Below are 22,167 nucleotides of genomic sequence, written 5' to 3'. Positions count from 1 at the left end.
GCAGCTCCCATGGCACTCACCGACACCTACGACACCGACGTCATCGTCGTCGGAAGCGGCCCCGCGGGCGGATCCGCCGCCCTCCTGCTGGCCACCTACGGCATTCGCACCCTGCTGGTGACCAAGTACGGCTGGCTGGCCAACACACCACGGGCGCACATCACCAACCAGCGCACCATGGAGGTGCTGCGCGACATCGGGGTGGAGTCCGAGGCGCTTGCCGCAGGCACCCCGTCGGAGCTCATGGGCGACACCGTCCTGTGCACGGCGCTCGCCGGGCAGGAGATCGGCAGGATCCGCAGCTGGGGGACGGGGCCCGGCTCGGCGACCGAGTACGGCGCGGCGAGCCCGTGCACGATGATCGACCTGCCGCAGACCTTCCTCGAACCGATCCTGGTGAACAACGCCGCGGCCCGCGGCGCCAAGATCCGCTTCGACACCGAGTTCCTCAGCCTGACCCAGGACGAGCGGGGCGTCACCGCCGTGCTGCGGGACCGGGTCAGGGGAGACGAATTCACCGTCCGGGCCCGCTATCTGATCGGTGCCGACGGCAGCCGGAGCAGCGTCGCCGAGCAGATAGGTCTGCCCATCGACGGGCAGATGGGCAAGGCCGGAAGCATGAACATCGTCTTCAAGGCCGACCTCTCCCGCTTCGTGGCACACCGCCCGAGCGTCCTGTACTGGGTGATGCAGCCGGGCGCGGAGACCGGCGGCATCGGGATGGGCCTGGTGCGCATGGTCCGCCCCTGGAACGAGTGGCTGCTGGTGTGGGGTTACGACATCGAGCAGGCGCCCCCGCAGGTGGACGAGGCAGCGGCCCGCAAGATCGTGCGTGACCTCGTCGGCGACGAGGACATCGACGTCGAGATCGTCTCCACCTCGCTGTGGACCGTCAACCACAGCCACGCCACCACGTACTCCAGCGGCCGGGTGTTCTGCGCGGGCGACGCCGTGCACCGGCACCCGCCGTCCAACGGGCTCGGCTCCAACACCTCGATCCAGGACTCCTACAACCTTGCCTGGAAGCTCGCGATGGTCATCCGCGGTGAGGCCGGTCCGGGCCTGCTGGACAGCTACGGGGCCGAGCGGGTGCCGGTCGGCAGGCAGATCGTGGAGCGGGCCAACCTCAGCCGCGACCAGTTCGCCCCGATCTTCGAGGCGCTCGGGGTGGACGCGGGGACCGACGAGGCCGGGATCCTCGCGGGCCTGGCGGGTGTGCGCGCCCGGACGGCCGACGGCGCCAAGCGCCGGAACGCCCTCGAGCAGGCCGTCCGGTTGAAGAACTACGAGTTCAACGCGCACGGGGTCGAGACGAACCAGCGCTACGCCTCCGGCGCGGTGCTGGACGACGGTGCCCCCGCCGAGGAGTGGCGGCAGGACCCCGAACTGTTCCACCAGCCGACCACCCGGCCCGGGGCGAAGCTGCCGCACGCCTGGCTCGTCGACGACCGAGGGCAGCGGATGTCCACCCTGGACGTCGTGGGCAAGGGCGCCTTCACCGTGGTCACCGGCCTGTCCGGAGGCTCGTGGGAGGAGGCCGCAGCCGCCTGCCGCGACGAGCTCGGGGTGCCCCTGAACATCGTCTGCATCGGCGCGCCGGACAGCCGGGACGCCTACGGGGACTGGAGCCGGATCTCGGAGATCGCCGACGACGGGGCGCTGCTCGTCCGTCCGGACGGCTACGTGGCCTGGCGCCGTACGAACGCGCCCGAGGGCCGGGAGTCGGCACGCGGGGAACTGCTCGGAGCGCTGCGCAGGGTGCTTCAGCGCTGAATGTACGGCGCTGCCGTCGCGCAAACGCGGCGGCGACGGCACGGCAAGGCGGATCACCATGCGGTGCGGCCCAGGGCTGCACCGGAACGGAGGCGGTACGGATGGACAAGGTGGTGGCCACCGCCGACGAGGCGCTGGCGGACGTGGAGCACGGTGCGTCGTTCGCCGTCGGCGGGTTCGGGCTGAGCGGCGTGCCCAACGTGTTGATCGACGCGCTGTACCGCAGGGGCACGGGCGCGCTGAGCGTGGTGTCCAACAACTGCGGTGTGGACGGCGCCGGTCTGGGCGTGCTGCTGGCGGCCGGCCGCATCGCCCGGGTGACGGCGTCCTACGTGGGTTCGAACAAGGAGTTCGCCCGTCAGTACCTGTCCGGGGAGCTGGAGTTGGAGCTCGTCCCGCAAGGGACACTTGCCGAGCGGATGCGCTCCGGCGGTTGCGGCATCCCGGCCTTCTTCACGCCGGCCGGCGTCGGCACTCAGGTCGCCGACGGCGGACTGCCCTGGCGCTACGACCGGCACGGCGGCGTCGCCGTCGCGTCCCCACCCAAGGAGGTGCGCGAGTTCGACGGCTGCCGGTACGTCCTGGAGCGCGGCATCACCACCGACTTCGCCCTGGTCCGCGCGGCCCGGGGCGACCGTCACGGCAACCTCGTCTTCAACAAGGCCGCCCGCAACTTCAACCCGCTCGCCGCCATGGCCGGCCGGATCACCCTGGCCGAGGTCGAGGAGCTGGTCGAGCCGGGCGAGCTGGACCCCGACGAGATCCACCTGCCCGGTGTCTTCGTGCAGCGCGTCGTCGAGCTGACGCCGCAGCAGGCCGCCGACAAGGGCATCGAGGTCCGGACCGTTTCCGTGCCTCCGGTACGAGAGGCGGTGCGTTCCCGATGAGCTGGACCAGGGACGAGATGGCGGCCCGCGCCGCCCGCGAGCTGACCGACGGCTCCTACGTCAACCTCGGCATCGGCCTGCCCACCCGCGTGCCGGGCTTCCTGCCCGCAGGCGTGGACGTGGTGCTCCACTCGGAGAACGGCCTGCTGGGTGTCGGCCCCTACCCGGCCGAGGACGAGGTGGACCCGGACCTCATCAACGCCGGGAAGGAGACCGTGACGGTGCTTCCGGGCGCCGCCTTCTTCGACTCCTCGCTCTCCTTCGGCATGATCCGCGGCGGCCACATCGACACCGCGATCCTGGGCGCCATGCAGGTCTCCGCCCGCGGCGACCTCGCGAACTGGATGATCCCCGGCCGGATGGTCAAGGGCATGGGCGGCGCGATGGATCTGGTCCACGGTGCCCGCAAGGTGATCGTGCTGACGGAGCACACCGCCAAGGACGGCTCCCCGAAGATCGTCGCGGAGTGCACGCTGCCGCTGACCGGCACGCGGTGCGTCCACCGTGTCATCACCGACCTCGGTGTCCTCGACGTCACCGACGACGGCCTGGTCCTGGTCGAGGCGGCACCCGGCACCACGTTCCAGGAGATCGTCGACCGTACCGCCGCCCCCGTGCGCGTCCCCGGGCCACTGAGCCGGACGGAGGCCGCCGCCTGACCGCCCCGCTCCCCTCGCGCCCGCCGGCCCGGCGCCCGGACAGCCACCGGGCCGGCGCGAGACACCACCCACCGCCGCCCCTTGCCCGACCCCTCCTCACCTCGTCCCCCGTCCTCTTCACTGAAGGAGCTTGCGATGTCCGAGCGAACGAAGGACGTCTACATCGTCGATGCCGTCCGCACACCGATCGGCCGCTACGGCGGCGCCCTGTCCGCGGTGCGCCCCGACGACCTCGCCGCGGGCGTACTGCGCGCCCTCGTCGAGCGCAGCCCGGACCTGGATCCGGCCCGCATCGACGACGTGTTCCTCGGCAACGCCAACGGGGCGGGGGAGGACAACCGCGACGTGGCCCGCATGGCCGTGCTGCTGGCCGGCCTCCCCGTCACCGTTCCCGGTGCCACCGTCAACCGGCTGTGCGGCTCGGGCATGGAGGCGGTCATCCAGGCCGCGCGCGCGATTGCCGTCGGCGACGCCTCGGTGGCGATGGCCGGCGGCGTGGAGTCGATGACCCGGGCGCCCTGGGTGCTCGAGAAGCCGGACCGGGCCTTCCCGGCCGGTCACGAGCAGCTCCACTCCACCACGCTGGGGTGGCGGATGGTCAACCCGCGCATGCCCGAGGAGTGGACGGTCCCGCTCGGCGAGAGCGCGGAGCTGATCGCCGACAAGTACGGCATCACCCGCGAGGAGCAGGACGCCTTCGCCCTGGCCAGTCATCAGAAGGCGGTCAGGGCCTGGAAGGACGGTGCCTACGATGCCGAGGTGGTGTCCGTCGCGGGCGTCGAACTGCCGCGCGACGAAGGGATCCGGGACGACACCTCGATGGAGGCGCTCGCCCGTCTCAGGCCGGTCTTCCGTGCCGCGGGCACGGCCACGGCCGGCAACTCCTCCCCGCTCAACGACGGCGCCGCCGCCCTGCTGCTGGCCGACGAGGAGGGCCTCGCCGCCATCGGCCGCGAGCCGCTGGCCCGCATCCGGGCCTCCGCCGTGACAGCGATCGAGCCGCAGTACTTCGGCCTCGCCCCGGTCGACGCCACCCGCAAGGCACTGGTCAGGGCGGGCCGAAGCTTCGCCGACCTGCACACGGTCGAGCTCAACGAGGCCTACGCCGCCCAGGTGCTCGGCTGTCTGGCCGGCCTGCCCGAGCTGGATCCCGCCCTCATCAACCCCCGCGGCGGCGCGATCGCCCTCGGTCACCCCCTCGGCGCATCCGGCGCCCGCCTCACCGGCGCGGTTGCCCACCAACTCGCCGCGGCGGGCTCGGGCGTCGGACTGGCGACCCTGTGCATCGGTGTCGGTCAAGGGGTGGCACTCGTCCTGGAGCGCTGACCGGTCCCCCCGGTTCCCTGTGCCGGAACGCGGGTGCGCTGCCGTCGTTCGCCGGAGCCTCTCGACCCGGAGGGGCCTGCGCGGGGAGACTGTGGACACACCGGCCACCGGAGATCCGGTGACGTACGTGAAGGAGTTGCGATGCAGGTAGCCGTGGTCACCTTCGACGGGTTCAACGAACTCGACAGCTTCATCGCATCGGCGTTGATCAACCGCTGCCGCAAGGACGGCCTGGAGGCCTTCATCACCACGCCGACGTCGACGGTCACCTCCATGAACGGTGTGGAGGTGGCAGGGCAGCGCCCGATGGAGTTCGTGACCGAGGCCGACGCCGTTCTGATCGGCAGCGGGGTGAGGACCCGCGACGTGGTCGCCGACGACCGGCTGATCTCCATGCTGCCGCTCGACCCTTCGCGGCAGCTGATCGGTTCCCAGTGCTCCGGTGCGCTGGTGTTGGCGCGTCTCGGTCTGGTGGGCGGTGGCATGCCGGCATGCACGGACATGACGAGCCGCCCCTTCGTCGAGGCCTGCGGCGTCACCGTGCTGGACGCGCCGTTCCACGCCGAGGGGAACATCGCCACGGCGGGCGGCTGCCTGGCCTCCCAGTACCTCGCCACGTGGGTGATCACCCGAACGCTCGGAGAGGACGCCGCGCGCGGCGGCATCGACTACGCGGCTCCGGTCGGCGAGAAGTCCGAGACCGTCGAGCGCGCCCTGCGCGCCGTCCGCTCGGGTGAGGCCGCACTGCGCTGACGTGCGTGCTGACCGGCGGGGCCCGGTGGAGCTGACGGCGGGCGCACGACCCCGGGCCGGCCGCGGACGACCGGCCGGCCCCGCGGCTCGTGCGGGGCCGGCCGGCTTCACCCGTGGGGCGGCTCAGCTGTCGGGTGCCTCGTCCGCCGTCGGGGGCCGCCGCAGTCTCCGGATGTGGGTGCTCCGTCCGGATCGTGCGCCGCGGACCGGGGTCAGGCCATGGCCTTCGTCATGGCCTGTGCCATGGCCCGACAGGAGGCCGCGCAGGTGCGACACGCCTCGGCGCACTTCTTGAGCATGTCGTCGCCCGGCATGCTCATGCACGCCTCGGCGCACATCTCGCAGGCCCGGGCCGTCATGGCGCACATCTCGGGCGTCATCTCGGACATGCGCATGCTCATCTGCGCGCACATGCGGGTCATCTCGGCGCAGTCCATCATGGCGCGCATGAGCTTGGAGTCGGCGTAGGCACCGCCCTGCTGCAGGCAGTAGCTCATCGTCTCCTCGCACCGGGTGTAGCAGGCCAGGCACGCCTCGATGCCCTTGTGCATCTCCGGGCTCAGTTCCATCGACTTCACGACGCACTCCTTCTCTCGAACTCTTGGGGCGATTTGCCCGAAATGAGATTATGTGGCGATGTGAACTTTGCCCCGACCCCACGCCCAACCGGAGTGCCCCCGCACGGCAGACGGTGCCGGCCGACCCCGTGGCCCCCGCGGCCGACGGGGTCACCTCGGGCGGCGGCCCCGGCGAGGGTCCACGTCAGTGTCACGCCTCGCTGCGACAGCAACCTCGATTCGACACCCCTGGAGACTGACGCGGCCAAGCGTGTCCTGCCGCGCCCCGAGGCAGTGATCCCGTCACCCTCTCGGTGCACAGCGGCACCCGACGCGCGGCCGCCTCGCTGGTCGCCCGGGAGGTCGCTCCCGGATCGCGCAGCGCGGCGCAAGAGCTGGTCAGGGGCGTCGGCGGCTACTTCTTGACGACCAGCTGGCCGACACGGGCCCGTGTCTCTGCTCGGCGACCCCGTCCGCCAACCCTCTCCCTGAACCCGAGAACGCGCGGCCGCGGGAGGCAGGCGTCAGACAAGGGTGATCCGCGCCCGAGCCTCGGTGGCGGACGTGCCGGCGAGCACGGCGAACACGTCGACCGGTCCCGCCTGCCAGGAGGCGGCACCCAGGCCCGTCGGTTCGGCGGTCAGCTTGACTGCCACCGTCTGCGGCGCACCGGTGCAGCTCACGTCCGCGGCCGCCCAACCCCACGCGAGGGGTGTGGCCGAACGGTCCTGCCGCGCGGTGACGAAGAGGGAGTCCTGCTTTCCGGCGGTACAGGTGACCGTAAGGTCGACGTCAAGCTCGGTAGGGTCCGCAGCTGCGATCTGGGCACCGGAGACCGAGAGCGAGGACGGGGTCGGGACTGCGGTGTCCGCCCAGCCGGGCGCCGCGACGACGGCCTGGACGGCGATGACGGAGGTGACGCCGGCAATGCGAAGAACTGAGCTGAATCGCATGATGCAATGTCTTTCTGGTTATGGGGCGTTGAGGGGCGCCGATGGCCGGCGCCCGCACTGCCAGGCTTGACCGGCCCCAGGCATGCCGCAACATTTAGTGCACCATCGACTGCAGAGTGTGATAGCGCTGGATGCCCGAACTGGCAGCCCGCTCGGCGCTGATGCGCTCAGCATCGGGAACGGTTGGAGGATCCCCTGGGCCGGGCGGCCAGCGTCTTTGGATGACGCTCTTTGAAATTCCTCACTATGTGCTGCAGTTCTCCCAAGGCCGGGTAGTTGGCGCTGGTGGCGGGTGTGAAAGAAGCAGGCTGCCGGAGGCATGGCTGCCGCGCAATGCCCGGTGCGAACCCTTGCGATCAGTTCGAAGATCTCTGCCGCCCGTACCGCTAGGTCGCGGGCGGTCTGGAAGGCGATCGTGAAGCCGCAGCGGTCAGGGTCGGTGCCTGGCCGGGGACTCCGCCGCCTCGATGACGGCCCGGGCGCAAGAGCTGGTAGAGGATCAATAGGGCCCACCTCCTGCTCGACCCGACCGGGTCGCCGGAGCGTAGGACCCGCCCGGCCATGACGGTGTGGCGGAGCGAGTAATTCGCGGATTCGTGTTCCCAGTGCCCGTGGTAGAGGCGCCCGAGGCGTTCGGCCGGGCAGCGCCGCGGGTCCAGCAGGGTCGTCACCAGCCGTTGGGAGCGCGCGAAGCCGCTGCCGTCGGTGCAGGGCGACATTCACCTTGGCCTCGACGATGCGTACCGCAACACCGCCAATGGTGGAGAAGTGGGAGGAGTCGGTGAGGGTCTTCAGGACTGGTGGGCGACGCCGCCGGCTGATGCGGCCCAGGATGGAAGTCGTTGCCGTCGAAGCCCCGGTCCCACAGCACCAGCATGTCGGGTCCCGGGCGCTTCAGCAGCCGGGTGGCGTAGGCGGTCCCGCCCTTCCTGGTGGGGCCGAAGACCGCACCGATCACCGAGCGGGTCCCGGTCTCGACCGGCGTCATCAGCTCGATCTGCGGGCGGCCGCCGTGCCGGCACCGTCCCAGCCAGCCCCGATTGCGTTCGCGGTCCGGAGGTCTTGATCGAGCCGCTGCCGTCGAAGCAGACCGTTCGGTCGGGGCCGAACCGCACTCCGGGCGTGCGTGGTTGAGCAAGCGCTCCCGACACCACCTCGAACAGGGATCGGGGCGACGCCCACCCGGCGCCGCAGTCGCGTAGGCCCTTCGCGCTGGGTGCGGGCAAGAAGCCGACGAGCCCGGCCGTCATCTTGTCCCATACCAGCCGGTACCCGACCTCGGGGAACGAGCACATCGCCACCAGGAAGTACACCACCACCCGCGACGGCGGATCCCGCTGTCGCCGCCGGACTGTGCGGGCTCCTCCAGGGCGGCGTCCACCAGTTCGAACGGCAGGAACGGCGTCAGGCCGCCCGAGTGCCCAGCAGCGAACCGCGCTGCGACCGGGGTGCCTTCCCGCGAGGGCGCCATCGATGCGGGCGATGCTGCAGAACAGTGGGACAACGCGGCTCCATGGACAGGAAGTCTTCGTCGACACCTGCCTCAACGGGGCCGCATTGCTGACGCTCCGGGCACGACGCAGGAAATCCACGCCACCTTTCACACCCGCCAACAGCGCTAACCACCCGGCCTTGGGGGAACTTCATCCTCCACTCCACCCGCCCGAACAACCCGGCGATCCGAGCAAAGAAATCCTCGAACCATGCCGACCACAAATCGACGTCCCGCAGCGTCTCCATGGCCCGTGCAACGCACCATCAGCCGAGCAGACACAATCAACCGATGTAGCGCGAGGCCAAAATTTACGCCCTCACCCAATGTCTGACGTAGTCGACCTGCATATCAGCGGGAGTCGCAACAACAGCCCAGGTCGCCGTCGAGTTGTCCAGGACCGGGTAGTCAGGACTCGTGACCGCGAACGGAGTCGATGCGATCTTGGCTCCGTCGTAGTAGATTTCCACGCCCACGCCGTTCACCCAACTTGCACCGTACGTGTGCCATCCTGGCGTGGGAACCACGCAACCGCCCGGACTAACTGGCTCCGGGTGGACCGACCAGCAGGATCCGGCGTGTCCGAGCCCTTCCCAGATGTCGATCTCGCCCGGCATCGGCCATCCAGTCATCCACCATGCCGGCCAGTTGGCGACTTGCGAACCGCTCGCGGTCATCGGGACGTTGATCCGGGCCTCGAAAGCGCCGCCGCTGAATGTCTCTTTTGCCTTCACAGATCCTGAGACGTAGTCACGGGTTATTCCGCCACCGTCACCACAGCTTGCCCTTCGATGTTCGAGAAGCAGGTGGATGCTCCCTCGGGCGAGCGATACCTGGCCCGGCGAGTAGCAGTTGAGCGCGCCGCTCGGCGCATGACTTGCCACCGTCCACTTAGTGCCGTCGAGGGTCGCCCTGTTGAACTCGTCCGTCCAGTCGACAAGCCATGATCCTGGAACGCCGAGTGGCGCGACATGGGCAGGTGTCGTCGAGTCTACATGGATTGCCGCGGTGGACAGTGGCCTCGCACTTGAGTCAGCACGTGTGACCAACAGTGCCGCCACACCTACTAGCGCAACTGCAGTAAATCGATTCCTTCTCAACTCTTCCTCCCTAATGGCGCCAAGCCTCAAGCGGCCCTGGAGAGACACAAGACGGCTGAACGAAGTAGTCGTTGGTGATCAGTGGCCATACGGGACAGATTGGCGGGCGATCGGTGGGGCGATCTTGATGGTTTGCCAGACGCCAACAGCCAGCGACCCGAGTGCGTCCTGCTGAGCGGCATCCCGCCCCGGCACCTCAGAGCCTGTCTCGTCGTGAGCTCGCGCGATCCACACGGAGTCGAACAGGCAGTCTCCTGGCCTGCTCTCCATCCACTATGCGCTGCGCGCGCGCGTTCGTTCCGTCTGACCGCCGCAAGCGCTGCACACGAACGGGAGCAACGGCACGGAAACCGCTCGCCCGGGTGAGCCACCGTCACCCGCAAGGGCGTAGGCCGGTCGGTGTGCGGCCGATCGCCTGACACAGGAAATCACCATTCCGCCAAGCGCGCGAACGAGGGTCGGCCGAGGACACGGCGAGGCATGCGGAGCGATGGGCCCGAGGGACCGCGGCAGCCCGCGACCAGCTCGGCGATCGCACATTGCCGGCGACGGCAGGCCACAACGGGTAGACGGCATCTGTGTGTTCAGCGCTCCGGCCCAGGGCGCCATCCCCCTGTCCGCGGCCGCACGACGTACCTGGGTGTGCCATCCCCTCGGCCACTGAGCGCGGGCGACGCGGTCGCCAGTTGGACTTGATGCGCGCTCTCGTGAAATCCCCGGATACTTCAACTCTCCACTGTGCGAGGAGATCGGAGAGCATTCCCATCCGGTCGACACAGCGTCGTGCGCAGTTCGGTCCGAGCCGCCGACGGCACCAGTAGCGCGGGCGATGCAACCCTTGGCGCACGCCCTCATCCCACCGCCACGGATGAGTTGACAGTCATGTGCGACCGGTATGAGTGTCTGAATTGCTGGACCGTTTCCAGGGTGCGGCCACCTACTGGTGATCCCAGAACGCGACACGACCCCGCCGGTGTCCAGCACAATCCATGGCCGGGTCCTCAGCTCAGCCCTCCAGGCCGCGGAGGCCACCACTGGTCCGACCCAACTTGAGGAAGTGTTCCCGTGTGCTTCAGTTCCGCCATAACGAGGCCGGGCCGTTGCCTGGTGACCTTGTTCGCTGCGTTGCTCGCTCTCACTGTGGCGGAGCCGGCCAGCGCCACGAACGGTGGCCGACCCGCCGCCGCGGCCGCCTTGGCACGGTTCGGGGCTCCTGTCGGCAGCGGTTCACTCGTATTCGATGAGGAGTTCGACAGCCCCATCGCCTGGGGCACGCGGTGGGTCGGCGATGCCACGAGTGCGTACCAGTACGGCGACCACAACCCGGGCGATGACAAGCTGGACTGGCTCACCCCGTCGGCGGTCTCCGTGACGAACGGCGTGGCAACTTTTACCGCGCGGCCGGACTCGCGGACCCTGGAGAACGGCAGGCGGTCTTGGACCACCGGGCTGCTCACCACCGAGGGGTCCGCCGAGAATTTCATGGTCCGGGCCGGGGACTACGTCGAAACACGGGTCAAGCTACCGACAGCCGCCGGTGCGTGGCCTGCCTTGTGGACCTGGCGCAACGGTACGAACGAGATCGACTCGTTCGAGTACCACCCCGACAATCCGAACCTCTTGGAGCTTACTAACGGTCTCCGCCATTCGGCGTTCTCCTACCGAGACTCGGCCGTCATCCGCCCGGGCGGCTGGGTGACGATTGGCGTCCGGTACGGAGAGGCCTGCGACGACTGGTACGTCGACGGAGTCAAGGTTTTCTCTGACGGTACTGGTACAGGTAGCGGCTGGACTGCCTATCTGATTCTCAATCTGTCCGTGGACGCTGGCCGGTACCACCCGGCACCCGCGGACCTGAACCCATTCATGTACTCAGCCGACTACGTCCGTGTGTGGCGCTGACCGGCGCAAGCCTCTCCGAGCGCCATCGTGCAATTCTGATATCTTCACAGAATTCGTTCTTCGGTGATCCAGCCACCGAAGCGCGGTAGCCTGTGGCAACCCCGCGGTGAAGTTCCCCCCTGATGTTGGACAGCGTGTTTCTACGCTGCGGGGGCGAGGTCGTGCTGCAGCAGGGTGCGGGTTTCGAGTGGGGTGGGGTACCCGTGCTCGGGGTGCCGGCGGAGCTTGGTGCGGTTGTACTCGACCTCGATGAAGCGGAAGACGTCGGCCGGGGCCGCCTGACGGCTGTCCCACACGCGGGTGTCGGTCTCCGCCTTGAGTAGGCCGAAGCACTTCTCGGCCGCGGCGTTATCGTAACAGGACCCGGTCCGCCCCATGGACTGCCGTATCCCCAACTTCTTTATCTCCCTTCGGAATTCCTTGGACTTGTACTCGCTGTCGCGGTCGGTGTGCATCGTGCAACCCGCCTCCAGTGCGCCACGGCCGGCGGCCATCTTCAGGGCGTCGACGACCAGGGTGGCGCGGTGGTGATCGCGTACCCGATCACCTCGCGGGTGGCGAGGTCCGGGACGGTGGCCAGGTACAGCCAGCCCTCCAGCGTGGGCAGGTGGGTGATGTCGCCGACCAGTTTGGTGCCGGGCCGCTCGGCGGTGAAGTCGCGCCCGATCAGGTCCGGCGCCGGGGGCGGCCTTGGTGTCCTGCCTGGTCAGCGCGCGTTTTCGGCGGCGGGTGATGCCCTGGATGCCGCGCCGGCGCATGGTCTTCTCCACTGTCCGCCGGCTGACCTTGCGGCCGCAGCGGCGCAGGGCTGCGTGGACCGCAGGTCGCCGTAGGCGCCCCGGGAGGCGGTGTGGATCTCGCGGATCTCGGTCACCAAATCCTCCTCCTGCTTCTCGCGGGCCGCGGCGGTGGGCCGGGCGGCGAGCCGGCAGCGAGGCAGGGCCAGGACCCGGCACAGCATGGTGATGGGGTTGCCGTCCGGGTTGTCCCCGGTGGCCTTCTCCGCGTCGATGAAGCGGTACACGTCGCCTACCTCACGATCTCTCGCGCGAAGAAGGCCGCGGCTTCTACCAGGATCTCGTTCGCCCTCCTCACCTCGGCCGGCTCGCGGCGGATCCGCCGCAGCTCCTCCCTTTCATCACTGGTCAGCGCACCGGCAGGGCCCTGACCCCTCGGTCTTCGCCTGCTTGGCCCAGGACCGCAGGCCTTCGGCACTGACGCCGGCTCCCTGGCCACGTCGGTCGGGGTGCGCCCGGTGGAGAGGACCAGCTCCACCGCGTCCTCCACTACAAACAGTTCAACCGCGACCGTGCTCGCCTCCGGGCGCCGGGCGAACGGGCCTTCGCCCGACTCAAGTCCTGGCGACTCCTGCGACGGGCCCCATGCTCAACCGACCGCATCAGCCGTACCGTCGCCGCCGTCCGCACCGTCCTGACCTGGCAAAACTCGGTATGAAAGAGGTCCACCGACGGCGTTCACGCGGTCGGGCACGAAGAGCCACTTTCCCAGGCTGCATACGGGATCCCGGGGTGGATTCGTATCCGGACCGGGGCGCGGTGAGTTGGATCATACCCCTCACCGACTTTCCGTGCGATAGGCGCATAAGGCGTACGGGTTCCATTAAATATTCGACATCCCTCGCGCTATATCAAATCCCCCAGGACTGAACGCTTGATTTGGCCACCGAAGAGCAGGTCTAAAAAATAGCGATAGAGGCCGGGTGCTTCGTGAATTTCCCCAGCCATTGCTACCGCGATCACCTTTGTCCCAGCGCTACCAAGGATTTCTCCCGCCTCTCACAGGTCTGGACACCAAGTGACGAGTCAGACCTCGGCAGGGCTAGGCAAATTGCCGAGCGAGCGGCGCGACATGGAGAAACATTTCTTCAGCCAGGCTTCGGAATCGACCTTTACCCAGCTCCCGGTGGGATGATGCGGGTCGCTCCCGGAAACTCCTCAGAGACTTAGAGTCCGGGCCGTAGAACACCACCGCTTTGCATGACATATCCCCAACCGCGTGCTATGTTTTCGGCCTCCTTTGAATGTCATCAGTTCAGAGCCCCCATGCGGTGGGCCGGATTGTGAGGGGCCTGGGTGCTTACCAGAGAGGAATACGCGGACGCGCGGAGGCTGTATGGCGAGGGATGGTCGCTGTCGGCGATCGCCAGGTTCCTGGGCCGTGACCGCAAGACCGTAAGGTCCTACCTCGTCGGGGGGCGTACCCCGGGGGTCAGGATCTCCCCGCAAGACCCGTTCGAGCCGTTCGTCCCATACTGCCGGCAGCGCTTGTGCGACGATCCGCACCTTGAGGCAACTGTCCTCCTCAAGGAGATCACTGAACTCGGGTACCGGGGCAGGTACTCGACACTCACCCGGGCACTGCGCAAACGCCATCTACGGCCCACGTGCACGCAGTGCCGGTGCATCACTCCGGACCAGGACACCGGAGAAACGTCGGCTGCCGGCAACGAGCTGCGCTTCACCTGGCTCAAGCTGCCCGACCCCCCGCCGCGTTGGGGAGCCGGCAGCCAAGGCCACGTCCTGATTGGTTCGCTGCCGAGCGGCCGCTGGCGGGCGGCCCTCGCTGAGAACGAGGACCTACCCCAGGTAATCGAGGCCATCGACCTCGTTCTCAGACGATTGGGCGAGACCGGCCGCTACTGGCGGCTCGACTCGTTGCCCGCGGCGCACTGCCACACCAACGGCATGGCCAAATCCGAACTACTCCGGGTCGCCAGGCATTACGGTGCCAGCCTCGGTACAGGTCCGCTCCGCCCCGCCACTCTTGCCTCTCCCGCCCTGGACCCGCTGCGTCCTGTCAGGGACTTTTGGTGGCATACCGTCCGATCGGACACCCGCCTCTACGTCGCTCAGGAGAGCCTGGACAACTTCGCCTCCTGGCTTGATCCACGTCACCCGGAACCCGGAAGCCCCGATTGTTCAGGTGACGTGACCGACGGAGTCCAAGCTGCCGGGAACCGCAGCCTCGAGCTGGGTCTACACCCGTTCCCCGCCAGAATCCAGGTCACCCGGACCATCACCCCCCAAGACCTCGTCCCCTTCCGTGGCAACTATTACGCCGTACCATCCGGCCTCGCAGGCGCCAGAGTCGAGGTCAGCTGGCGGCTGGACCAACCCCACCTGTCGATCTCCGCCACCCGCGGAGCTGTGATCGCCCGTCACGCCGTCGCTCCGCGCGGCGCTGATCGAATCGTCTCCGGTCCCGGACACGCCATCACGCTCGAGCGCCCCCACGGTCGCCTCCGGGACGACCTCAAGCCATGCGATGGCACGAATCGTCTCCCACCGTCCCCTGCAGCCCTCACCCACGCCCGTGTTCTTCGCAGCTGACCCGTAGGGCACGTCAGCAACCGGCCTGCGCCCGCTGCCCAAGATCAGGGGGAGCTTAGGTCCAACGGCTCGCCGTCACCGTCGACCGCTGGTGGACCGGGATCGAGGCCTTTCTCCACCCCGGTCACAGCAACGCCAAGAGCGAGGGCATCAACCGCGTGATCAAGGTCGTCGGCCGAAACGCGTTCGGCTTCCACAACACGGACAACCAGCGCCTCCGGACACGCTGTGTCATCCCGGGCTGATAGTCGCTGTGATCAAGTAAACGTGCTGGTCAGGGGGTGTTCAGGAAGTCCGCGCGGGTGAACGGCTCGTAGAAGACGTGGCGAAGGCCGGCCGCGATGCTGCGGTGTCCGTGACGGCGAAGCGTGTTGGTCGCCAGGTTCCGCAGAGCAGCCATGTTCTCCGGGCCGCGTCCGGTGAGGACCTTGGAAGCGTCCTCGCGCAAGGCGGTGTCCCGGACGAAGTGCAGCCGGTTCTCGGTGATCCACTGCGAACGGGTGAGCTCTCCGATCCTCTGGGGCGAGGCCTGCTGGCGCGTCAAAGCGGTGGTCGCGTAGACGGTCTGCCGGTGAGCCGTCCGCTCGTCAGATCGGTCCGGTAACGGGTGATGCGCGCGGCCCGGGCGGCGTGGGGGAAGTCCAGGCCCAGATCGGCGACGGTCAAAGCGCTGGTCACCCGGGTCTCGCGGCGGCCGTGGCCGGTGCCCCGGTCGTAGCGGCGGGTGACCTGGCTCCACGCAGCGACCGGATCCTGGCGTGCAGGACGGCTGGTTGGCCTTGAGGATGGCTGTGCTGATGCGCGGGGTGGTTCCGGACTCAGCCGGGGACCCTGTTTCGGCGTTGATCACTGTGTGCCGGGCGGTAGGGAAGGTGATGGTCAGCGTGCCGCCGTGTCGCGGTGGACCTGGCGGTGATGCTCGCCGGCGGCGGCGAGGCGATCCGGGACCTCGCCTTGCTGCGCGACCGGCACGAGGTGTTCGGCCCCGTCGCCTCCACCCCGACCGCCTGGCGCGTGCCGGCCGGCATCGATGCGGCAGCCCTGAACGCCCTACGAGCAGCGGGGGCCAGGGCCCGCGCTGTCGCCTGGCTGCAGGCCGGCGAGACCGGATGCCCGATACCCGCCTCACATGTCCGAGGACTTGAACTGCCGCGTCTGGTGCTGGACATCGATGCCACCTCGCCACCTGCCACTCCGAGAAGGAACAGGCCACCGCCACCTACAAACGCGGCCTCGGTTACCACCCGCTGCTGTGCTTCCTGGACAACACTGGCGAGGCCCTGGCAGGTCTCCCGCGACCGGGCAACGCCGGTACGAAAACCGCCGCCGACCACATCACCGTCCTCGACCAGGCCCTCGCCCAGATCCCCGATGCCCACCGCCACGGCACCCCGGTCCTCGTCCGCGCCGACAGCGCGGGCAGTGCCAAGGCCTACCTGGCCCACCTGCGAGCCCTGCGGCAACGCGGAATCCGGACCAGGTTCTCGGTCGGGCACGCCGTCACCGACCAGGTCCGCAGAGCCACCCGCGCCCTGCCGGAACAGGTCTGGCACCCAGCGCTGGAGCAGGGCGGCTCCCTCCGCGCCGGAGCGGAGGTCGCCGAGCTGACCGGTCGACCTCGTCGGTCACCCGGACGGCACCCGCATCATCGTCCGCCGTGAGCGGCCCCACCGGGGGCCCAGCTGTCCCTGTTCGATCAGGACGAAGGCATGCGCCACCAGGTCGTCCTCACCGACACGCCCGCCGGCGAAGGTTCACTGCAGCACCTGGAGGACCGCCACCGAGCCCACGCCCGGGTCGAGGACCACATCCGCTGCGGCAAGAGCTCCGGCTTCGGCCGCTTCCCCTCCCGCCACTTCGCGATCAACCAGGTCCGGCTGGAGCTGTCCCTGTCAGCCATCGACCTGCTCGCCTGGACGCGCACTCTGCTGCTGGACGGCGAGTTGGCCACCGCCGAGCCCAAGAAGCTCCGCTACCGTCTCCTGCACACAGCCGCCCGGATCACCCGGGGAGCCTGCCGCCTACGCCTGCGGATCGCCGCCACCTGGCCCTGGCGCCACGAACTGACCGCCGCGTTCAACCGCCTGAGCGCACTGCCCCGACCGGCCACCTGACAGCCGAAACCGTCACTGACCTCCCACGACCCGAGGACCCACAGGAGCACCCGACCCGCGCGCCGGGCCCCCGGCATGCCTGTTCCTCGCCAGCAGCCCCATCATAACCGTCGCGCACAGGCATGAGGCGCTACCCGACTTTCCCCAAGGGGCATGACAGGAAATAGCCTGGCGTGCCGCTAAGATCTTCCCCGTGGACGAACGAAGCTTGATCGGGACTTTGCTGCCGGCGATTATTTTAGGGGCGATTGGATGGCTGATCATCGCAGCCGCCATCTACCTTGTATGGCGATGTCCCAATAAGTGGTGCAAAGTCTCGCCCCAGGGAATCGCATCCTTTTAGGGTCCTCCCTGTCTGCAACGCGAGCGGCTGGGAATTTCCGATCTACCGGCAGCGTGGCGGAGGAACAGCGATAAGTTCCCTACGATGTCCGGCCGGCAGAGTTCGGCTCCCTGGGCGCCGAGCGGAGACGTTGGCGAGGAGGGCCGGCGGGTATTTGGCTGAATCGCGAGGATCGCCACCGAAATCGTGAGATGCCGGACCTGGGTGCACACTTTGCCGTATTCGAAAGGAGGGCTCGAATGAGGATGTGTAGCTTTTGGCAAGTAGCATTGATGGACCGGCGATCTGTTCCTGCGGATCAGGGCCCGCCTCTCGCGAGTGGATGCCTGGCACCACCGGGGACATCATCCGGGGGCGCCCTGGGCGACGCCAGAACCGATGCTAGCTGGCCAAGTTCACCTGCCGTGCCAGCCTGCAGCATCTGCTGTCCCGCAGCTGGCGGCACCCTGACGACATCGGTGGCAACCTGCAGGTATTGATGGCCGAACACTCGGGACAACGGCACCAGCTCAACAAGAAGGGCACCAGGTCCGTCCGGGCCCAGCGTTGATACTCCGGCACCATCGGCCGCTCCGAGAGCTGCCGGATCGGGCGTCTTCGCTTCCAACCCATCGCCCGCGGCCACGCCTTGGTCGGCCGGGAGCTGTGCCTGACCAAGTCCTGAAACCGACGACCGTGAAGACTGCCAGGCCGTCGAAGCCCCAATGAACTCACCCTTCGCCGCCAAGGGCAAGCTGGCCAGGGTCATGATCCTACGAACCCTCGCATGGCCACTATCCATCTTCTGGGTCACGGCAGAGTCTTCCCGCAGGCGGGAGTCCCGCGGAATTCCCACTTCCGCTATTTCCTTGAAAATTCCGAGGTCTCCTGTGCATCGTTTCGCGCGCTGCGCTGACAAGGCTTCCTCGTGAAGGGGAGACTGTTTGGAATTAGCCTCTGAATTTCACCAGCCGTCCATTTTCAATGAGCAGCCGTCCAATCGGGGGATTTTCCTTGCCGCCCGGCAGGCCTGGCGGACATTGAGCAAGTTGGAATGATACTGATGGATCTGCTCGGCGGCGATGATGGGATACGGCCCGCGCTCGACATCCTGATCACCATCGCACGGTGAGGCACGTGGCATGCCTGTCCCGCCGCGCATTTCCAGGGCCTGCTTGGCCGCATTCATCAGCCTTAGAAGAAGGTTGCTACATGAACCGTCATTCACTTCGAAAGTCCCGAGTCAGAGCCATCGCCGTGCTCTCTATGGGCACGCTCTCCGCGGTCGTCAACGTCGCTTCGGCGACGGACGCGGTGGCCGGCACGATCGAGAGGTCCACCACCCGCCACATCCATGCCCCCAGGGTCCCAGGGCCGGACGGTGCTGTGAGTGCTGACTTCACCTCCAAGGGTAAGCAGCCGGTCCAGGGAACGCCGACGGGCAGCGCGACGTCCGTCGATGACCTCCGAGTCGACCGGGACCCGCGCTGGTGGCCGCCCTACGGCTCGCAGGGCCCGCAGGGCCCGCAGGGCGACGTCGGTGCTCAGGGCCCGCAGGGCGACGTCGGTGCTCAGGGTGCGCTCGGTGCTCAGGGCCTGCAGGGCGTTCCGGGTGTTCAGGGTGCGCTCGGTGCTCAGGGCCCGCAGGGCGTTCCGGGTGTTCAGGGTGCGCTCGGTGCTCAGGGCGTGCTTGGTGCTCAGGGCCCGCAGGGCGTTCCGGGTGCTCAGGGCCTCCAGGGCGTTCCGGGTGTTCAGGGTGCGCTCGGTGCTCAGGGCCCGCAGGGCGACATCGGTGCTCAGGGTGCGCTCGGTGCTCAGGGCCCGCAGGGCGACATCGGTGCTCAGGGTGCGCTCGGCGCTCAGGGCCCGCAGGGCGTTACCGGATCTCAGGGTGCTCAGGGCGTGCTCGGCGCTCAGGGCCCGCAGGGCGTTACCGGATCTCAGGGTACGCCCGGCCCGGGCGGAGCCCAGAGCACCGTTGTTACGTCGGTCGGGGCGCAAGGCTTCGCGACAGCAAGCTGCCCGGTGGGCACATTCGCGATCGGGGGCGGCTACTCCAACTCGGGGGGGACGCCCGTCCTGTTTGACGGCCCTGTCGGCGGATCGCCGGCGACGGGATGGCAGGTGCAGGTGTCCGACGGCACGGCCACACCCACGGCGTTCGCGATCTGCTCGCCGTAACACGGGCAGTCGGCGATCGCAGGCTGACCAGTCCGGCGCAGTAGCCCGATAGCGCACGACGGTTCTCCAGGACGGGCCAGATCCTGGGGAACCGTCGGCACAACTGCCCGCGGCATGTGGTCCACGCGGTCAGCCCCATCGGAAAAGTCACACCGTCAGAGTTTTCGAAATTTTTCAGGCAGGTATGAGCAGATGATGTCATCCGCAGCACCGAGGTTCTCTGTCTTCACTCCCAGCCACCGGCCGCGCTTCCTGGACGAGTGTCTCGAGTCGCTGAAGGCTCAGACCCGGTCCGACTGGGAGTGGATTGTCCTTCTCAACAACGGAGCGCGATGGCGCCCGGAACGCCCGGACGACCGTGTCCGGGTGGAGATCGCCGATGACGTCGCGGGTGTCGGAGCGGCTAAGCGCCGCGCCTGCGAGCTGGCACGCGGCGAGATCTTGGTGGAGCTCGACCACGACGATCTCCTCGCCACGGACTGCCTGGCGTCTCTTGCGCAGGCGTTCGACCAGCACCCCGAGGCGGTCTTCGCGTACAGCAACACCGCACAGATCTCCGAAGATGGCAGCCGGGACGACACCCGTTTCAATGAGGCACACGGCTGGCACTACGAAGAGGTGATGGTGGATGGGCGTTCTCTGCTGCAGTCCGCTGCCATGGTGCCATTGCCGCACAACGTGTCGTACATCTGGTACGCGCCTAACCATGTCCGTGCCTTCCGGCGGGACGCCTACGAACGGGTCGGCGGATACGACGCGACACGCACCGTCCTGGACGACCAAGACCTGATGTGCCGTCTGTTCCAGGAGGGCGAATTCATCCTGATTCCCCGATGCCTCTACCTGCAGCGCATGCACGCGGGCAACACCCAGCGTGATCCGCAGGTCAACGCCCACATCCAGCGCGAGACCGTAGCCCTGTACGACAAATACATCGAAGCCAACGCGCTCGCCTGGACCAGGCGCAGGGGCCTGCTGGCGGTGGACCTCGGTGCGGCACACCGAAAGCCCCCCGGCTACCTCGGCCTGGACCAGTACGCGGGGGAGAGCGTCGACATCGTCGCCCAGCTCCCCGACCGAGTGGATCTCCCTGACGGCTCGGTGGGTCTGCTGCGGGCAGTGGACTTCCTGGAGCACGTCCCCGCCAAGGTACCGCTGATCAACGAGCTCTTCCGACTGCTGGCACCCGGCGGCATGCTGCTCACTCTCACCCCGAGCTCGGACGGTCGGGGCGCGTACCAGGACCCGACCCACGTCGCCTTCTACAACGAGAACTCCTTCTGGTACTACACCGACAATCAGTACCGGGTCTTCGTGCCGGAGATCGAGGCTCGGTTCCAGGCCTCGCGGCTGGTTACGTACTACCCGAGCGACTGGCACAGGAAGAACGACATCTCCTACGTTCAGGCCAATCTGATTGCTGTGAAGGAGGGAACGGCGCGCTGCGGGGGTCTGCTTCTGGTCTGAGGTGCGCCCCGTGCTGATCACCCTGAAGGAGCGGGACGGTCACGTCCCCTCGCAGGGTGGACGAGGGCCGGATTCGGCGGGCGACCGTGACGGTGGCCACGCCTGCCAGGGCCGCTCGGCGGCGGTGCTTCGGGTGGAGGCCGGCCAGCGGCCCGAGGAGTCGGCTGGGCCGCCTCGACGGCCGCCGGGCGGACCAGCCCGGAGCCCTGCGCATTGATGTCCGGCGGATGAGCCGGCTGCGTTCCCGCACCGGCCGTCCGGAGCGGTTCAGCGACCCGGTCCCAGCCGTAGGTGGCCTCCAGCGCCACCTACGGCTTCGTCGCGGCCCGGCACCATCGATGGCTGGGGCGACCGGGTCGCCGTCGATCCGCACGCTTCACAAGCGCACCCTTATCGGTGTCCTACGATCCTGGATCGGCCGCTCTGCAGGTCGCGGCCGACCATCCCGCCGGCGCCGGTGACGAGGATCCGGGAAGCTCCTATAGTCGTCAAGTGGTCAGTGGGGGCGCGGCCGCTGCCTCTCGGCGGGGTGGTCGGTGCGCGGGACGGCCGTCCAGCGGGGTGGCTTCCCGTCCCACATGAACGGCCGGGACTGCCGCCGATCGCGCTGCAAGGCCCTGTCACGCGGCGGCGCTGGCCTTCGGGAGCGGTTCGGGATTGTGGATCGTGGCGGGTAGGTGGCGGTAGATCTCACGGACGACGAACCGTTTCAGGCAGCGGATGATGTCCTTCTTGGTCATGCCTTCGGCGGTGCGGCGGGTGACGTAGTCCTTCGTGCGCTGGTCGTCCCTCATGCGGACCAGGACGATGGTGTGCAGGGCGTTGTTGGCCTGATGGTCGCGCTCCGCACAGGTGGGCGAAGGCGGCTTCCGAGCAGTGCCGGCCGGGGTCGTCTCGAATTTCTCGGTGGCGAGGTGGCGGCCGACGCCGTCGATGACCGCGCCTGGTGGACGTCGGTGTGCGTGTCAATCCCGCCGATGACGGCTATCGCTTCTGCTGTCACGATGGTTCCCGGTGCCCTTCAGTTTGACCTGTGCGGAAGAGCACGCGCCGGTCGGGCAGGCGGACAGGACGGTGATGGGACCTCTAGCCAGGCTCCTACAAAGTCACAGTCGCCCGGCCTGCCACGCGCCAAGTGGCATCGCCCGATGGGCCGACGGTTCCCGACAAGGACAACCTGAGCGTCGGTCATGCGGAGAGTCAGACCCCCCGGGCGATGCCACCCACATCATCACTGTCATGCGAGTGCCGCCCGGGCCTTGAGCGGCTCCCACCAGGTGCGGTTGTCGCGGTACCAGGCGATGGTCTCGGCCAGGCCGTCGGCGAAGGAG

General features: G+C 68.3%; 18 protein-coding genes and 3 pseudogenes. 12 read left to right on the top strand and 9 right to left on the bottom strand.

Annotated elements, in window-relative coordinates; translation table 11 throughout:
• The first annotated feature begins 9 nt into the window (after nucleotides 1–9).
• From ACFV0G_RS05640 to ACFV0G_RS05620, 5 genes are all read left to right on the top strand, one after another.
• A complete protein-coding gene (locus ACFV0G_RS05640; RefSeq protein ID WP_380542093.1) occupies nucleotides 10–1,773 on the top strand; it encodes an FAD-dependent oxidoreductase in 1,764 nt (587 codons plus the stop codon).
• 101 nt (nucleotides 1,774–1,874) lie between these two features.
• A complete protein-coding gene (locus tag ACFV0G_RS05635; RefSeq protein ID WP_380542090.1) occupies nucleotides 1,875–2,660 on the top strand; it encodes a CoA transferase subunit A in 786 nt (261 codons plus the stop codon).
• Entirely contained in the window at nucleotides 2,657–3,319 is a 663-nt protein-coding gene (locus ACFV0G_RS05630) for a CoA transferase subunit B (protein WP_380542087.1), read from the top strand. Before ACFV0G_RS05635 ends, ACFV0G_RS05630 begins: the two co-directional genes overlap by 4 nt.
• Before the next feature lie 135 nt (nucleotides 3,320–3,454).
• Nucleotides 3,455–4,645: a thiolase family protein gene (locus tag ACFV0G_RS05625; protein WP_380542084.1), complete on the top strand. Its 1,191-nt coding sequence runs from the start codon at nucleotides 3,455–3,457 to the stop codon at nucleotides 4,643–4,645.
• Nucleotides 4,646–4,786: 141 nt separating this feature from the next.
• Complete coding sequence (locus ACFV0G_RS05620) at nucleotides 4,787–5,398, top strand: DJ-1/PfpI family protein (protein WP_380542081.1); 612 nt, start codon at nucleotides 4,787–4,789, stop codon at nucleotides 5,396–5,398.
• A 212-nt stretch (nucleotides 5,399–5,610) separates the two neighbouring features.
• Here the strand turns inward: ACFV0G_RS05620 and ACFV0G_RS05615 are convergent, their stop codons facing one another.
• From ACFV0G_RS05615 to ACFV0G_RS05600, 4 genes are all read right to left on the bottom strand, one after another.
• Nucleotides 5,611–5,967 carry a four-helix bundle copper-binding protein gene (locus ACFV0G_RS05615; protein WP_380542134.1) on the bottom strand — a complete coding sequence of 119 codons (357 nt, stop codon included), beginning with the start codon at nucleotides 5,965–5,967 and terminating at the stop codon, nucleotides 5,611–5,613.
• 512 nt (nucleotides 5,968–6,479) lie between these two features.
• Nucleotides 6,480–6,908, bottom strand: coding sequence for a hypothetical protein (locus ACFV0G_RS05610; RefSeq protein WP_380542079.1), 429 nt, complete (start codon nucleotides 6,906–6,908; stop codon nucleotides 6,480–6,482).
• 791 nt (nucleotides 6,909–7,699) lie between these two features.
• Nucleotides 7,700–8,446: a transposase domain-containing protein gene (locus tag ACFV0G_RS05605; protein WP_380542131.1), complete on the bottom strand. Its 747-nt coding sequence runs from the start codon at nucleotides 8,444–8,446 to the stop codon at nucleotides 7,700–7,702.
• A gap of 265 nt (nucleotides 8,447–8,711) precedes the next feature.
• Nucleotides 8,712–9,134, bottom strand: a complete 423-nt coding sequence (locus ACFV0G_RS05600; RefSeq protein ID WP_380542076.1) for a hypothetical protein — start codon at nucleotides 9,132–9,134, stop codon at nucleotides 8,712–8,714.
• Nucleotides 9,135–10,607: 1,473 nt separating this feature from the next.
• Between ACFV0G_RS05600 and ACFV0G_RS05595 the strand changes: the two genes are divergently transcribed.
• On the top strand, nucleotides 10,608–11,402 hold the full coding sequence (locus tag ACFV0G_RS05595) for a beta-glucanase (RefSeq protein WP_380542073.1): 795 nt from the start codon (nucleotides 10,608–10,610) through the stop codon (nucleotides 11,400–11,402).
• A gap of 140 nt (nucleotides 11,403–11,542) precedes the next feature.
• Here ACFV0G_RS05595 and ACFV0G_RS05590 read toward each other — a convergent pair whose 3' ends face one another.
• Together ACFV0G_RS05590 and ACFV0G_RS05585 are read right to left on the bottom strand one after the other, a co-directional pair.
• Nucleotides 11,543–12,160, bottom strand: a complete 618-nt coding sequence (locus tag ACFV0G_RS05590; RefSeq protein WP_380542128.1) for a transposase — start codon at nucleotides 12,158–12,160, stop codon at nucleotides 11,543–11,545.
• Complete coding sequence (locus tag ACFV0G_RS05585; protein ID WP_380542070.1) at nucleotides 12,109–12,426, bottom strand: hypothetical protein; 318 nt, start codon at nucleotides 12,424–12,426, stop codon at nucleotides 12,109–12,111. The genes ACFV0G_RS05590 and ACFV0G_RS05585 overlap by 52 nt, the downstream gene beginning before the upstream one ends.
• Before the next feature lie 260 nt (nucleotides 12,427–12,686).
• Between ACFV0G_RS05585 and ACFV0G_RS05580 the strand changes: the two are divergent.
• From ACFV0G_RS05580 to ACFV0G_RS05570, 3 genes and pseudogenes are all read left to right on the top strand, one after another.
• Nucleotides 12,687–12,857, top strand: a pseudogene (locus ACFV0G_RS05580) (IS5/IS1182 family transposase); the annotation flags it as partial.
• A 638-nt stretch (nucleotides 12,858–13,495) separates the two neighbouring features.
• Nucleotides 13,496–14,752 carry an IS21 family transposase gene (locus tag ACFV0G_RS05575; RefSeq protein WP_380542067.1) on the top strand — a complete coding sequence of 419 codons (1,257 nt, stop codon included), beginning with the start codon at nucleotides 13,496–13,498 and terminating at the stop codon, nucleotides 14,750–14,752.
• Nucleotides 14,753–14,826: 74 nt separating this feature from the next.
• Nucleotides 14,827–14,997, top strand: a pseudogene (locus ACFV0G_RS05570) (transposase); the annotation flags it as partial.
• A 29-nt stretch (nucleotides 14,998–15,026) separates the two neighbouring features.
• Here the strand turns inward: ACFV0G_RS05570 and ACFV0G_RS05565 are convergent.
• Entirely contained in the window at nucleotides 15,027–15,296 is a 270-nt protein-coding gene (locus ACFV0G_RS05565) for a hypothetical protein (RefSeq protein ID WP_380542064.1), read from the bottom strand.
• Between the two features lie 700 nt (nucleotides 15,297–15,996).
• On the opposite strand from ACFV0G_RS05565, the pseudogene ACFV0G_RS05560 reads away from it, so the two are divergent.
• A pseudogene (locus tag ACFV0G_RS05560) lies at nucleotides 15,997–16,866 on the top strand (transposase); the annotation flags it as partial.
• Between the two features lie 1,286 nt (nucleotides 16,867–18,152).
• Here the strand turns inward: ACFV0G_RS05560 and ACFV0G_RS05555 are convergent.
• Nucleotides 18,153–18,377, bottom strand: a complete 225-nt coding sequence (locus ACFV0G_RS05555) for a hypothetical protein (RefSeq protein WP_380542062.1) — start codon at nucleotides 18,375–18,377, stop codon at nucleotides 18,153–18,155.
• 77 nt (nucleotides 18,378–18,454) lie between these two features.
• Here ACFV0G_RS05555 and ACFV0G_RS05550 point away from each other — a divergent pair, with 77 nt between their 5' ends.
• Nucleotides 18,455–19,369 carry a hypothetical protein gene (locus tag ACFV0G_RS05550; RefSeq protein ID WP_380542060.1) on the top strand — a complete coding sequence of 305 codons (915 nt, stop codon included), beginning with the start codon at nucleotides 18,455–18,457 and terminating at the stop codon, nucleotides 19,367–19,369.
• A 192-nt stretch (nucleotides 19,370–19,561) separates the two neighbouring features.
• On the top strand, nucleotides 19,562–20,836 hold the full coding sequence (locus ACFV0G_RS05545; RefSeq protein ID WP_380542057.1) for a glycosyltransferase: 1,275 nt from the start codon (nucleotides 19,562–19,564) through the stop codon (nucleotides 20,834–20,836).
• Between the two features lie 620 nt (nucleotides 20,837–21,456).
• On the opposite strand, the gene ACFV0G_RS05540 is transcribed toward ACFV0G_RS05545, so the two are convergent.
• The gene (locus ACFV0G_RS05540) at nucleotides 21,457–21,630 is read right to left on the bottom strand and encodes a hypothetical protein (RefSeq protein ID WP_380542054.1); all 174 of its coding nucleotides are present in this window, start codon (nucleotides 21,628–21,630) and stop codon (nucleotides 21,457–21,459) included.
• Between the last annotated feature and the right edge of the window lie 537 nt (nucleotides 21,631–22,167).

The organism is Kitasatospora sp. NPDC059571 (assembly GCF_042735675.1).
Lineage (GTDB): Bacteria > Actinomycetota > Actinomycetes > Streptomycetales > Streptomycetaceae > Kitasatospora.
Note: the sequence above shows the minus strand (reverse complement) of the source record. Positions and strands in the feature narration are given on the sequence as shown.